Source organism: Photobacterium sp. HL06 (assembly GCF_059552575.1).
Genome location: NZ_CM183915.1, coordinates 2,537,875 through 2,550,715 on the forward strand (window position 1 = coordinate 2,537,875; position 12,841 = coordinate 2,550,715).

12 protein-coding genes and 1 riboswitch are annotated in these 12,841 nt (G+C 44.0%); of the genes, 5 read left to right on the forward strand and 7 right to left on the reverse strand.

The annotated features are described in order from the left end of the window. Positions 1–23 precede the first annotated feature (23 nt). Both AC51G0_RS29605 and ribB read left to right on the forward strand, forming a co-directional pair. Positions 24–962 (forward strand): hypothetical protein, encoded by a 939-nt coding sequence (locus AC51G0_RS29605; RefSeq protein ID WP_496303104.1) that lies wholly within the window; start codon positions 24–26, stop codon positions 960–962. A 153-nt stretch (positions 963–1,115) separates the two neighbouring features. Continuing rightward, positions 1,116–1,313: riboswitch (FMN riboswitch) on the forward strand. Positions 1,314–1,469: 156 nt separating this feature from the next. Next, positions 1,470–2,147, forward strand: a complete 678-nt coding sequence (gene ribB / locus AC51G0_RS29610; protein ID WP_496303105.1) for a 3,4-dihydroxy-2-butanone-4-phosphate synthase — start codon at positions 1,470–1,472, stop codon at positions 2,145–2,147. Positions 2,148–2,568: 421 nt separating this feature from the next. On the opposite strand, the gene AC51G0_RS29615 is transcribed toward ribB, so the two are convergent. Together AC51G0_RS29615 and AC51G0_RS29620 are read right to left on the reverse strand one after the other, a co-directional pair. Beyond that, positions 2,569–3,222: a CatB-related O-acetyltransferase gene (locus AC51G0_RS29615; protein ID WP_496303106.1), complete on the reverse strand. Its 654-nt coding sequence runs from the start codon at positions 3,220–3,222 to the stop codon at positions 2,569–2,571. A 217-nt stretch (positions 3,223–3,439) separates the two neighbouring features. Continuing rightward, positions 3,440–5,200, reverse strand: coding sequence for a bifunctional metallophosphatase/5'-nucleotidase (locus AC51G0_RS29620; RefSeq protein WP_496303107.1), 1,761 nt, complete (start codon positions 5,198–5,200; stop codon positions 3,440–3,442). Positions 5,201–5,456: 256 nt separating this feature from the next. Here AC51G0_RS29620 and AC51G0_RS29625 point away from each other — a divergent pair, with 256 nt between their 5' ends. Further along, positions 5,457–6,395 (forward strand): YeeE/YedE thiosulfate transporter family protein, encoded by a 939-nt coding sequence (locus AC51G0_RS29625; protein WP_496303108.1) that lies wholly within the window; start codon positions 5,457–5,459, stop codon positions 6,393–6,395. Positions 6,396–6,451: 56 nt separating this feature from the next. On the opposite strand, the gene AC51G0_RS29630 is transcribed toward AC51G0_RS29625, so the two are convergent. Beyond that, positions 6,452–6,847 carry a VOC family protein gene (locus tag AC51G0_RS29630; protein WP_496303109.1) on the reverse strand — a complete coding sequence of 132 codons (396 nt, stop codon included), beginning with the start codon at positions 6,845–6,847 and terminating at the stop codon, positions 6,452–6,454. Between the two features lie 231 nt (positions 6,848–7,078). On the opposite strand from AC51G0_RS29630, the gene AC51G0_RS29635 reads away from it, so the two are divergent. Further along, entirely contained in the window at positions 7,079–8,737 is a 1,659-nt protein-coding gene (locus AC51G0_RS29635) for an ATP-dependent endonuclease (protein ID WP_496303110.1), read from the forward strand. Positions 8,738–8,903: 166 nt separating this feature from the next. Continuing rightward, the gene (locus AC51G0_RS29640) at positions 8,904–9,923 is read left to right on the forward strand and encodes a sensor domain-containing diguanylate cyclase (protein ID WP_496303111.1); all 1,020 of its coding nucleotides are present in this window, start codon (positions 8,904–8,906) and stop codon (positions 9,921–9,923) included. An 11-nt stretch (positions 9,924–9,934) separates the two neighbouring features. Here the strand turns inward: AC51G0_RS29640 and AC51G0_RS29645 are convergent, their stop codons facing one another. Genes AC51G0_RS29645 through AC51G0_RS29660 form a run of 4 tightly spaced genes read right to left on the reverse strand, consistent with a single transcriptional unit; the run spans position 9,935 to position 12,834 of the window. Beyond that, entirely contained in the window at positions 9,935–10,486 is a 552-nt protein-coding gene (locus tag AC51G0_RS29645) for a DUF3833 domain-containing protein (protein ID WP_496303112.1), read from the reverse strand. Positions 10,487–10,530: 44 nt separating this feature from the next. Further along, positions 10,531–11,073, reverse strand: a complete 543-nt coding sequence (locus tag AC51G0_RS29650; RefSeq protein WP_496303113.1) for a chalcone isomerase family protein — start codon at positions 11,071–11,073, stop codon at positions 10,531–10,533. Beyond that, a complete protein-coding gene (locus AC51G0_RS29655; RefSeq protein ID WP_496303114.1) occupies positions 11,070–11,570 on the reverse strand; it encodes a DUF2878 domain-containing protein in 501 nt (166 codons plus the stop codon). Before AC51G0_RS29655 ends, AC51G0_RS29650 begins: the two co-directional genes overlap by 4 nt. 25 nt (positions 11,571–11,595) lie before the next feature. After that, the gene (locus AC51G0_RS29660; protein WP_496303115.1) at positions 11,596–12,834 is read right to left on the reverse strand and encodes a class I SAM-dependent methyltransferase; all 1,239 of its coding nucleotides are present in this window, start codon (positions 12,832–12,834) and stop codon (positions 11,596–11,598) included. Positions 12,835–12,841: the final 7 nt, after the last annotated feature.

The window sequence follows — 12,841 nt, forward strand, 5'->3', positions numbered from 1 at the left end:
CAAATCATTAGAAAATAAAATTTATGCTGAGCTTGTTATCACGCCACTCTTCCTTACTACTTATACTCGCCGCTATACTCGGGTTCACTTTCCCGGCAGCTTCTGCGGTTGTTTTTCCATACCTCCCTTATATCTTATTTTGCCTAATGCTCTTTACCCTGCTAGGCATGCAGCAAGGGCAGCTTGTCAAACTACTAGCCCAGCGTGATATCTGGTTATATGCTGGCTTTCATTCCGTTCTACTGGCAATGATTAGCTGTCTTATCGCTATTCTTGTTGGGGCTTCAGGCTCTCTAACACTGGCTATATCAGCCGTTGCTGCAACAGGCTCTCTTTTTGCCACACCTGCTATCGCGCGCTCTGTTGGTTTAGAACCGTTAAAAGCCATGGCAATGACGATTGCTTCAACGTTACTCATGCCTATCGTGCTCTATGTAAATCTGATGCTATTCCAGGACGACAGTTTTTCATTAGATATGCAGAGCTATGTTCAACGCTTAGTGATATTTATCTTCGGCCCAATGCTATTTTCTGCTATTTGTTACCGATTCGTCCCTCATAACCTTCTTCACCGCGTTCATGGCAAGCTGTCCCAAGTCACTATTATATTAGTGCTGGCCTTTCCCTTTGGCCTCATTGGTCCGTTTAGGGAAGTTTTCAGTCAATCATTTTCTGATGGTGTTTTTTTCCTCGTTATCGGATTAGCGATTTGTGCCTTTTATTTTATCGCAGGTTACCTGTTTTATCGCCGTCACGGCGTCGATGAAGGGCTACTGGCAGCGATTACTTCAGCTAATCGTAATGTATTGCTCACATTTACCGTTGCAGGGAGCTACCTGGGGCCTGATTTTCTTGTCTTGATGGGGGCAATCCAATTACCTACCTACTGTTTACCTATGCTGGTCAAATGGCTTAACCGTTGCCTCAGTCAATCGGAGCTACGCAAGCCAGTGAAGAGTTAATCCAAAATTTGCACCTTTGTGCATCAATCTGTATAGATGCACAAAGGCACTTAAAACTGGCTATAAATTCCCCACCCACTACTCAAGTTCAAAGTTATGATGCAAAAACGACACTTTCTCTTGCGTCTATAGCTTGATTTACTTAAGCTTTCTTCGAATTCTCAGGGCGGGGCGAAATTCCCCACCGGCGGTAGTTCAAATAGCAGATGGCTGCCTTTTGAAAAGCCCGCGAGCGCTTAACGGCTCCACTCTTTGAGTGGTTGGTTAAGGTCAGCAGATCTGGTCCAATACTTATCCAAATAGGTATGAATCCAGAGCCGACGGTTATAGTCCGGATGAAAGAGGATCAGTGGTGGCAACTTTGCCTCATGCTTTTACAATACAATTGTTAGTGCTACTCAGGCATTGGCTTTGTTATATCTTCTGTAAAGCTATTTCAGCAATGCTGAAACGCTGACTTTCCATGCCCTGATTCTGGTATATTTTTTATTTGGAGTATTTATTACCATGAATCAGTCTCTACTATCCCCTTTTGGTACGCCGTTTGAGCGTGTTGAAGCAGGCCTAGATGCAATCCGCAATGGTCGCGGTGTTCTTGTCGTTGACGATGAAGATCGAGAAAATGAAGGCGACATCATTTTTGCAGCAGAAACGCTTACCCCAGAGCAAATGGCTATCATGATCCGTGAATGTTCGGGTATTGTTTGCCTCTGTTTAACAGAAGAGCGCGTTCAGCAGCTTGAGCTACCAATGATGGTTGAAAATAATACCAGCGCAAACCAGACTGGCTTCACTGTTACAATTGAAGCAGCAAAAGGTGTCACTACCGGCGTATCTGCCGCTGATCGTGTTACAACAATCAAAGCGGCCATCGCAGACAATGCTAAGCCTGCAGATTTAAGCCGCCCAGGCCATGTATTCCCGCTAAAGGCCAACCCAGAAGGTGTACTGGCTCGTCGTGGCCATACTGAAGCTACAATTGACCTTATGCGCCTCTCAGGCTTAAAACCTTATGGTGTACTTTGTGAACTGACAAACCCAGATGGCACAATGGCACGCCTGCCAGAGGTGATTAAGTTCGGTGAGAAATTCAATATGCCAGTGCTGACAATTGAAGACTTAGCAGCCTACCGCCTTGCAAAAGAAGTGGCAAACTCTGAGGAGCTTGAGGCAATTACTGCCTAAGCAGAGTTCTAATGTGTAAAAAGCCGTGTTGTTGCGACGCGGCTTTTTCATCTACCGAGCCATGAACTAAGAAAGCTAAGTTAAACGCCTACAGCTGGTATGAAGTAGATCAACACTGTCCAAGCTGAAATCCACCCAGTTACCATGGCAATATCCATCCAGTCCTGATTCATCTCTACTCTCCCGCAATTGCTTAACCTGACAACCTATTATCGTCATAGATTAATAAGTCTTTAGCTGTTTTTCACTTCTTTCTATTAATTGACTGAATTATTTTTAACTTGCTTCCAAATATATCATCTAGCCAAGTAATCAAAGAAAAAAGCGTCACTTTCATGACGCTTTTGGTGTGGAAATACAATATTTTGACAGCCATTTCCATTAAATAGGCATATAGCCACACAGCAAGAAAGTATGGGAGTTAACTATTTTGTCGCTCTCGATCATAATCTATAATTGCTTTCTCAAGTGCCGATAAATCTGAACTGCACAAATAGGGTTTTAATTCTTCAAACTTATCTTCTGGCCAATTATACATATCAAACGACATCAGCTTATTAATCACGTCCTGAGAAAAGCGATACTTAATATGCTTGGCCGGATTACCCCCCACCATGCTGTAGGGTTCAACATCTTTTGTCACAACGCTGTTTGCGGCAACAACAGCCCCTTCACCAATTGTCACTCCGGGCATGATCATTGCCCGCATACCAATCCAGCTGCCATCACCAATATGGGTATCACCTTTACCCACATAGGACTCTTCGATATTGTCCATAAATGGGTACAGTGAGAACCAATCAACCCGGTGGTTATGGTTTCCCCCCATTAAAATGACGACTTCTGCAGCTATACAGACATAATCACCAATGTAAAGCTTATCGACCTCCCAACGAGGCGTACTCTCCTGTGTCTGCTCATCGCCTAACAAGTAGCGTACAACCGACCGTTCAAAGCCTTCGTCCCAACAGTCGCTATAGTAGCTATGTCGACCTTTAACGATAATGTTCTTATTAGTGACAACGTCACTTAGTAGTTGAGTTTTAGTCCAATGCTTTTTATTTAAATTACTCATGGCTTATCCAATAACAGTCAAATAACCTGACTGGCTTATATATTTTTTTCTGGCCATGGAACGTCACGATTATTTGATTTCAATCCAAACATCGTAAGTCTATGGCGATAATTGTACGTTCAAAAATTATCGCCGCTTTATTAACTCGTGGTTGATTTAATAAAGGCTTGTATTGCATATCACTGTTCATTTCACTGTCTCAAAAAACATTCACATTTTATGACGCAATAACTTGCGAGCATTCGCATGGAATATATGAAATTAAGGCCTCTTCAGGTGCTGTTAGCATACCTATCTCTTGGGCATAGACAGAAAAAGCATCTGCCATTGTTACGTTCAAGGCCTGTGGTTCGACCACATAATCCAACAATGCGCTGTAACCTTCTTTGCCCGTGGCTGTATAGCCAGAAGAGACTGATGTGTAAACCATTTCATCATCGACATCAACCCAGTCCCCGTACTTGAAGCTCTGAAGGTTTTCGATACGTTGACCAGGAGATGCACAACAACGATAAGTAAACCTTAAATTTGACGTATACGGAAAACTGCCGCTTCCTGTTCCTTCCACACCATTATCAATGGCATTGTTAATGGCACCTTCCAGGGCTTCCCGGATACGTATTCCTTTGACTTTATACACCATCAACTCAATCGCAAACGGTAACAGTTTTCCTGCAATATCAGCTGATGTGATAGGGCCAGGATTTAGTGAGGCTCTTACACCACCAGCATTATGGATTGCAAAATCAACATCATGCCCGAGCTGACGCCCTTGCCAAACAAAACTATCTACCACCAGCGGCGCAATCTGGCTACCGCCTTTATGATCAGGGATCCTTACATGGCGCAAAGGCTCTACCGCTTCGGCAATGTGCTGAGTCTGTAATTCACGCACATCAGGGCGGTACTCGGTATTGAGGATATTTTCGATGATCGGATCTTTGGCACAAAAACGTACATTAGCTTGCGCCTTTAAATACCGCTTAACCGCATCATGGCTATTATCATCCAGGTGCTCGCTCCGGGTCGCATCGACGGTAAACTGTCGGCCAAGCAATAGCTGGTTAACGCCTGATGCACTAGAAACACTACCGTCAGGGTTGAAATCAAGTTCAAGCTGCCCCAGCGCCAAAGCGTTACAACCGGCTTGAACCACACAGGTGCCATTAACGACTCTGGCATACTCATCTGTGACGCCGTAACCCACATTGGAAAAATCTCCCTGCATGGTATGAGTATGACCACCAATAATGGCCCCTATCCCATCAACCTGCGATGCCAGCTCTAAATCTCGCTCATAACCAAGGTGGCTTAACAATACAATTTTATTGATGCCCTGCTGATGAATTGCAGTAATGGTTTTCTTCGCTACATCAACAACACTCAAAAAATGGGTATCAGGATCAGGATTCGCTATACCTGCCATATTTTCAATGGCTAAACCAAATACCGCTACTGGCTCTCCCTCGACATCCTTAACAATAAAACGGCCGTGGCCAGTGGTATTATCGAACGCATAGACATTATTCTTGTCACGGAGAGGATTGGGTTTGTGCTGGTTTTCATCGGCAAAATCCCAGTTAGCAACCAACAAAGGAAAATTGGCCCGATCCATAAAATCGGCAACAACACCATTTCCCATATCCAGCTCGTGATTACCCAGTGCCATGGCTTCAACACCTATCGCATTGAGCAAGCTTGCATTTGCCAAACCTTTATAGAGTGAAAAAAACAATGTCCCCTGAAAGCAATCACCAGCATGAACAAACATAAACTCACGCCCTTTCAGATGCGCCTGCATTCGAACATCTTTGACCGCTGAAGACACACGAGAAAAACCACCACAACTTGCGTAGACAGATGTTTCCGTATCCAATACTTCTGCAGGCAAGCTTAATGATATTGAAGAAGGCTCAAAGTGTGAATGTGTGTCATTGATATGGGCGATTGTAATTTTCACTGAGCGGTGCATTGTCATATAGGCTTGGTGCTCTCCATTTGTTCGGTATAAGGCATATCATAATACAATATGATTCAAATCACATAATTTCCTGACACATTCTCTAACTCAAACTCAAAATGTGACATAAAACAAGATATGGAATGAGTGGTACGATATTTTGTTTTTCACATTTTGGACCATTTTTGTGATAGATATTCGGCCTCTAATCAGTTCAGCGAAGACGTATTATAGTTAGAAGATAATCACTACAAATGAATGACAGGGCTATGCCATGTTTAGCTACCTTCTACCTATCGTCCTTGCCTGCTTAGTCGGCATACTCGCGCAAAGGACAGGGCTTTGTATGGTCAGGGGCGTTCAGGAACTACTCGCCAAACGACCGGGATTTCTTGCCACAATCCTATGCTGTGGCTTTTGGTTCTGGCTTGTCACCCCCAGCGCCATAGACGACGAGATTAGCTTCGCGATGAACCGCCACTCCGTTAGTGTTCCATTTGTGTTTGGCGGCCTACTGTTCGGATTTGGCGCAGCTATCAATAAAGGCTGCTCTATCTCTACGATCTCTAAACTTTCAAAAGGCCATTACCATATGCTAGCCACTGTTATCGGCTGGCTCCTCGGCTGGTGCTTTCTCGCTTCGATACCTATGAGCTTTGACTATGTTCCACTAGCCCCCATAGCAAGCCCATCGATTACCGTTACCGTGATCCTGTTTATCCTCATAGCCTTAATCATGTTTCGCATTCCCCAACAAAGAAGGCCAATTTTACTTGGCATTATCTTGTTTGGTGTTATTGCCAGTATTCTGACTTACCAAATTCCAGAATGGTCACCAAGCCAGCTACTAAAAGATATTTCTGCCGCCAGCATTCACGGAGAGAGTGAAAAATGGCCATCATTACAACGCTATTTAATCCTTTTGGGCCTCGTCTTCGGCATGGGGATCAGTGCCAAAAAGCGGATCCCCACCAATGAATTTGAATTGAGACCAATCCAGGTTATTGCTCACCTCTGTGCGGGGATGATCATGGGCATTGGCGCATCACTGGCCCTTGGCGGCAACGACTCACAGTTATTAATCGCCCTACCTTCCTTTTCACCTGCCGGTGCAATTGCTATCTTTTGCATGATCTTGGGGATCATCTGCGGAATTTTTCTGAGAAAGGCTTTCCATCATTTCACCGACAAAACGACAAGCATCGATCAATAAACCCAAACCACCACCAGCGCCTATATCCTGCAGGCAAAATGGTGGCAATATTCTAATTACTGATATCGACCATGGCGTTGTAGGAATTCAATTTTATAGCCATCAGGATCTTGCACAAAGAAGAACTTCGCCAGTAGCTGGCCTTCACGGAAGAACTCTTTCACTTCGGCAGGCTCATAGCCTAATGCCGTTAGTTTCTCGTGCTCAGCTTCTAAATCATCAACAGCAACTGCAATATGGCCATAACCAGAACCATGGGTATACGCTTCTTCTGTTCCTTCATTCCAGGTTAGTTCAAGCTCCATGTCATTTTCTTCATTACGCAGGTAGACAAGACTAAAGCCTTCAAAGTCCAGCCGCTCGGCAATATCAAGATCGAGTGCCTCTTTATAGAATTTTAATGATTTGTCCAAATCAAGGACACGAACCATCGAGTGGATAATCTTTGCCATCTGACATCTCCAGTAATAATATCTATTTCAATCACACCTAACCAGTTGAAGACTAAGTCAATTGCAGGGTAAATTTGATTTTTCGGACTATATCAATCAGACCTCATAACAACAAGCTTTCCCTACAAAATGATGTTTGTGTGTTTGAAATCAATGAGTTCTTACCAATCTGTGACCTTTGCATGCACATACTCAGCAAAGGTGCTGTACTCTAAATATTAGAGGTGAACTATGCAGTTAAAGCGAATTGAAGTATCTGGATTCAGGGGAATAAAACGCCTATCACTGACCTTTGACGAGTTAACAGTACTCATAGGGGAAAATGCCTGGGGTAAATCATCCTTGCTTGATGCCTTAAGTATTGCGCTCTCACCTGATGCTAAATTTTATAATTTCAAATTTTCTGATTTTCATGTCGACTACGCAGCCGGTCACAATAAGATGACGCAATTGCAGATAGTACTCCATTGGAAAGAAGACTTCGCTGGCGAATATAAAGCACGCAAGTACAAAGGATTCTCCCCGCTTTGGATTGAAGGCAATGACGGCATCAAACATCTTTACTATCAGCTCAACAGTATTGTTAAAGAAGATAAAATCATCAATCACCGCGGCTTTTTAAACGACAATGGTCAACTGATTGATTGTGCTGATAGTGATAAGCTCGCCCACCAACTGATGATATTGCACCCTGTTGTTCGAATTCGTGATGCCCGTCGGCTACGAAATGAATCTACCAATAATGGCAACGGTAATGGCCATAGCGAAAGAGATAATAGTGAAAGCGCGCGTATTCAGCGTCGGCTAGAAAATACATGTGAACGCCTTATGACAAGGCCGGGCCACGTTAGCTCTGATGAGCTCAAAAGCAGTATTAATGCCTTAAGGACGTTGGTGGATCACTACTTTGCGTTCACACCACATAACCGTTCGTCACAGTTTAACCGCGTCCATTTCCCCACCAAGGCCCAATATTCAGTCAACCCTTTGGAACAGCTCACCCAGCCTCAAATGACCAAACAAGGCCGGCTTGTTCTCATGGGGTTACTCAATGCCTTTATCCGCGCTCGCGGCCCGGTGGAGTTAAAACGTATCTCCCGTCCAATCATGATCCTTGAAGATCCAGAAGGCCGGCTACACCCTACAATATTGCATCAGGCATGGACGTTTATGATGAACATGCCAATGCAAAAGATCTTAACCACCAACAGTCCAGATCTCACTTCTGTCGTTCCGCTACATACAATCAAAAAATTAATCCGCGAGCCGGACCGAACCCATGTCTATTCTGTTGTGCCAAGCAAGCTGAGTCGAGATGAAGAAAGGCGAGTTGCGTTTCATGTTCGTCTCCATCGTCCCAATGCACTTTTTGCCCGTGCTTGGTTATTAGTCGAAGGTGAAACCGAGGTTTGGCTATTTAATGAATTTGCCCGAATTTGCGGCTATAACCTCGCAGCAGAAGGCGTACAGATTATTGAATTTGCCCAAAGCGGCTTAAGACCATTGATTAAGGTAGCCAGAAGCTTAGGTATTGAATGGCACCTCGTCGCCGATGGCGATATGGCCGGGAAAAAATATGCGGATACCGTACGTCATTTATTGGGGGCTGATGCCGAACGCCACCGTTTGACCCTTCTTCCTAACCGGGATATCGAGCACTTCCTTTTTTTCAACGGGTATGAACCCTTATTTCGCAGGCTAGCAAATATCCCACATGATAGCCCTGTCTCTCCGAAAAAAATCATTATGCGGGCGCTTAAACGTCATGCAAAACCTGATGTAGCACTGGCTATGGTTGAATACACCGACGAAGAGAATGTAGAAGAAATTCCGCTGCTACTTCGCTGGATACTAAAGCGTATTGTCGCTATGTCACGGGGGGTTAGCTAATCAATCGTAGCCTTATTTGAACAACATATTAATAGAAGTCACATTTTTACAACAAATGTCAAACTTTAGACACCTTACATTTGTCGAAGACAGCTAATTCGATAAAATAATAAATATAACTATTAAAAATAAATCTAATAAAAAATAAGCCTGAGAAGGAAGCATTTTGATAAACGAACTTCTTCATGCTCACAGAGCTTTTAACAAAATCTTGCGGATGCTTGCCCTTGGACAAGAAAAAGAAGAAATGCTGGAGCAGCTCATTGATGTAACCGAGAACATCTACTCTGGCCGTCTTACATCGATTCGATTATTGAACCCCAAAACCAATACATTGCATTGCGCTCATGCACCTAACTTGCCTGAGTTTTATAACCAGGCGATTGAGGGGATGTCTATTGGGCCAACAAGTGCTTCATGTGGCGCAGCTGCCTATCATAAACGAAATGTAATTACTGAAAACATCAATGAACACCACAACTGGGAAGCTTTCCGTTCATTAACCCTTAAGGCCAACCTCGCCTCTTGCTGGTCTGTCCCTATCCTGTCATCGAAGAACAAAGTGTTGGGAACATTTGCCACTTATAGCCATAAACCGGCAAGGCCGACCCCATTCGAGTTGGAAATTTTAGAGATGGCGGCATCGGTCTGTGCAGTAACGCTTGAAAAGCACGAGATAGAGCAAGAGTTATTGCAGTCGGCTACCTATGACTTTCTAACTAACGTCTATAATCGACGTGCTTTCTGCGAAAAACTGCAACTAGAGCTCAACGACTATGACAAGAATGACGGCTTGATTGCGTTGTTTTACATTGATATCAACGACTTCAAAATGATCAACGATCAATATGGTCATATCTTTGGTGATCTTGTATTAGTCGAAACAGCAAAGCGCTTAAATCAGCTGAGTCGTCATACAGATCTTGTCGGTCGCTTGGGAGGAGATGAATTTGTTCTTCTATCAACATTCGACCATGAGGATGAATTCACTCACCTATATCATCGGCTGCTCAATCATATAGGTGATAATCTAAGCGTTGAAAACATCGTCTGCTCCGCATCTATTGGCTATGCCATTGTTAAACGCTATCAAGCTGACGAATATGATATTCAATCGCTCCTGAACAAAGCAGATGCTGAAATGTATAAAAGAAAACAACAATTCAAGCGTAAAATAACGAGATGATTACTGTACGCCTATAGTAAAGCGGGCTCCTTGTACTGTTTTTCAAAAAACAACGTCAATGTCCCTACGGTAAAGCCCCACTTAGCCATTGTTGCGATATTGAATACCCGATTTTGATCCTGCCGAAACATCCAGTCATCAAGGCTAATATCATACGTAGTATCATCAACAGGGACACGCAGCACATACTGCCAGTTCAGTGCATTACCAACCACTTTTCCGGTTGCCTGTCCGACAACATCATCTGCTTGCCCTGTGTACTGTCCATTGCTATGACGTGTGATCACCCAGGTTCTCTGCTGTTTCTCACCGTCATCAAAAATAAAGTCTTCCTCAAGGGTTAAAATATTACCCTGAACCCGCCCCTCTATTTTCACTTCAAATCGTCGGGTTTGTTGGCCGCTTCTGTCCTGCAACATCCCCCATGCCATGACGGTGCCGTCAAAATACTCAAACAGTTTAAAATCTGGAGACGTACCTTGGTACTCGTCAATTGAAGTTGAGCACCCTGGCAGCAACATAACAAATATAAAAAACACTAACCGCTTCAGAGTTAACAACATATGCCATTCCCAACTATCAACTATCAACTATAAGATATAGCGGTCTATGCTTTACCGATTAGCTGACGCCGTATATTTGGATATGAGGTTTTTGGCGAAAGCCAAATATGCAAAAATGACATCGACATCTCTTTATCAGTCAAAACGCCTATTTGTCGATTATCCCGATAAAAAACACCGCTACCTTTTTTAACTACAAAAATCAGTCGATCACCTTTTTGTACATCAGGCCAGATCTCCGCCAGGCGTTTTAGCCACTGCTGACGTTTGCCCACGGGTATACCTAGGTGTTTCCATTGTTCATCTGTTGCTTCCAGAAGATCCTCCTTGTCGATATTTCGTTGATACTTGATGACCAACGCCAGATCTTCAGTATCATTTCTATATATACCTGTTGGTGTCCTTAACTCAGAGTCGTAAATTACCCAAGGTCCCCACGTCAGCCGGGCATCACCAACGGCGGGCCAACTTTGCCAAGGGCTTGAAGCGTAAGCGTTAACTGCACTCGACAACAGTAATAGGGTTAGCAGCCTTGCTATCAACATGGCATTATGACTACGAAGTGTTATCTGTTTTGTCGCTCTCATATCTCCTCCTGCCACTGCCTAGCGTATTTATTCAGTAGCTTTAGAGCCAAAGCCGAAAAACATAACCAACATGCAAGAACACATACCGCAGTGATCTCGGTTCCTAGCGGCCACATTACGGCTCCTAGGCGGTAGCCAGCTAGATAGCTCATCATCCCCCCCACACCTCCTAATAACATCATTGCGTAAGGGGAATGGGTGGTAATGACCTGCCTCATGATCCAAACGAACGAGCCAAACCCGAGCCACAGCAGAACTAACCAATACGGAAATGCATCGCCATAAAACTCAAAGATACCTAACTGGTTTAGCAAGACGTCCATTACCACTCCGCAGGCTCCAAGCATCACTGCAAAGCGCCATACACCTTGATAAAACCACCAGCTAGTTAGCAACAAAATCACCAATAACCATACAAACTGGCTTTGTCCAAGCACAGCCAAGAACCAGTAAACATTGAAACCAAGCCCTACTATCAGTAATTCACGAGTAGGCATACGCGCCTCCGCTAGCTTATAGCATCTATTCACGCCATCCTGCACGGCTGGCAACAAGTTGTACCGTACTAATACTTCGCTCTAAAAATCCCCCTTCGCAGTAGCAAAGGTAGAATCGCCACATACGCACAAACCTGTCATCAAATCCCTGCTTAGTCAGCGCCTCTACGCTTGTATTAAAATTTTGGTGCCAATCTGACAGTGTTTTGGCATAGTCCATACCAATATCTTTTATGTCCCGAATAACAAAATCACTGTGATCTGTCATCTGGTTGGCAACGGTTGTAATCGATGGCAGAAAACCGCCGGGGAAAATATATTTTTGAATAAAATCGACCCCTTTGCTGTAACTGTCATAACGCTGGTCGTTAATCGTAATAGCCTGTATAGCCAATAAACCTTTTGGTTTAAGTAATGACTGGCATTTTTTGATATAAGTCGTCAGGTATTCTTTACCCACCGCTTCTATCATTTCTACCGAAACAATCTTGTCATATTGCCCCGTGAGATCCCGGTAGTCACTCAACAACAATGTGATCTGATCGGATAGACCTTCTTGCTCAATCCTGTCTTTTGCCCATCGATGCTGAGCATCAGAGATTGTGGTGGTCGTAACCTTACAGCCGTAATACTTAGCAGCATGAATCGCCAATGATCCCCAACCAGTACCGATTTCCAGTAAATGATCTGATGATGACAACTTTAGCTTCCTACAAAGTCTGTCCATTTTGTTTATCTGGGCTTGAAAGAGCTCCTGGTGTTCTGCATCATAAATTGCTGCTGAATAAAGCATGTTGGTGTCTAAAAAGGTACGGTAGAAATCATTGCCTAGATCATAATGAGCCAAAATATTTTGCTTTGCGGAATCTTTACTATTACGCCTTTTACGATGCAGCCACTTATTCTTAAGCACACTCAACCAGCTCACCTTAGCTTCTAGCCGCTCAAGTACAGTCATGTTTTTGGCAACCACCCGAACCACCTGAGTCAGATCTGGGGAGTCCCACCAGCCATCGATGTAAGCCTCGCCTGCTGCTATACTCCCACCAGTAAGTAGCCGCTTGTAAAATGCCGCATTGTTCACTCTCAGCTGCGCCTGGCAACTTGCATTACGGTCACCGAACAGATAGGTCTCTCCCTGCTGCTCTACCAATGTCAGCCCGGCTCCCTTCAATTGCCCGAGTGCCTTGAATACCACTTTTCTGGCAATATTTTCTGTTCCCGTCATCATAATCACAGAACGACTTGCTTCACTCTTCAACATCTCTTAA

Bases quoted from the DNA above. Each gene is read 5' to 3' on its own strand.
- AC51G0_RS29650 (WP_496303113.1), bottom strand. From the start codon at position 11,073: ATGAGAGCGACAAAACAGATAACACTTCGTAGTCATAATGCCATGTTG.
- AC51G0_RS29660 (WP_496303115.1), bottom strand. From the start codon at position 12,834: ATGTTGAAGAGTGAAGCAAGTCGTTCTGTGATTATGATGACGGGAACA.
- ribB (WP_496303105.1), top strand. From the start codon at position 1,470: ATGAATCAGTCTCTACTATCCCCTTTTGGTACGCCGTTTGAGCGTGTT.
- AC51G0_RS29615 (WP_496303106.1), bottom strand. From the start codon at position 3,222: ATGAGTAATTTAAATAAAAAGCATTGGACTAAAACTCAACTACTAAGT.
- AC51G0_RS29625 (WP_496303108.1), top strand. From the start codon at position 5,457: ATGTTTAGCTACCTTCTACCTATCGTCCTTGCCTGCTTAGTCGGCATA.
- AC51G0_RS29620 (WP_496303107.1), bottom strand. From the start codon at position 5,200: ATGACAATGCACCGCTCAGTGAAAATTACAATCGCCCATATCAATGAC.
- AC51G0_RS29655 (WP_496303114.1), bottom strand. From the start codon at position 11,570: ATGCCTACTCGTGAATTACTGATAGTAGGGCTTGGTTTCAATGTTTAC.
- AC51G0_RS29635 (WP_496303110.1), top strand. From the start codon at position 7,079: ATGCAGTTAAAGCGAATTGAAGTATCTGGATTCAGGGGAATAAAACGC.
- AC51G0_RS29645 (WP_496303112.1), bottom strand. From the start codon at position 10,486: ATGTTGTTAACTCTGAAGCGGTTAGTGTTTTTTATATTTGTTATGTTG.
- AC51G0_RS29630 (WP_496303109.1), bottom strand. From the start codon at position 6,847: ATGGCAAAGATTATCCACTCGATGGTTCGTGTCCTTGATTTGGACAAA.
- AC51G0_RS29605 (WP_496303104.1), top strand. From the start codon at position 24: ATGCTGAGCTTGTTATCACGCCACTCTTCCTTACTACTTATACTCGCC.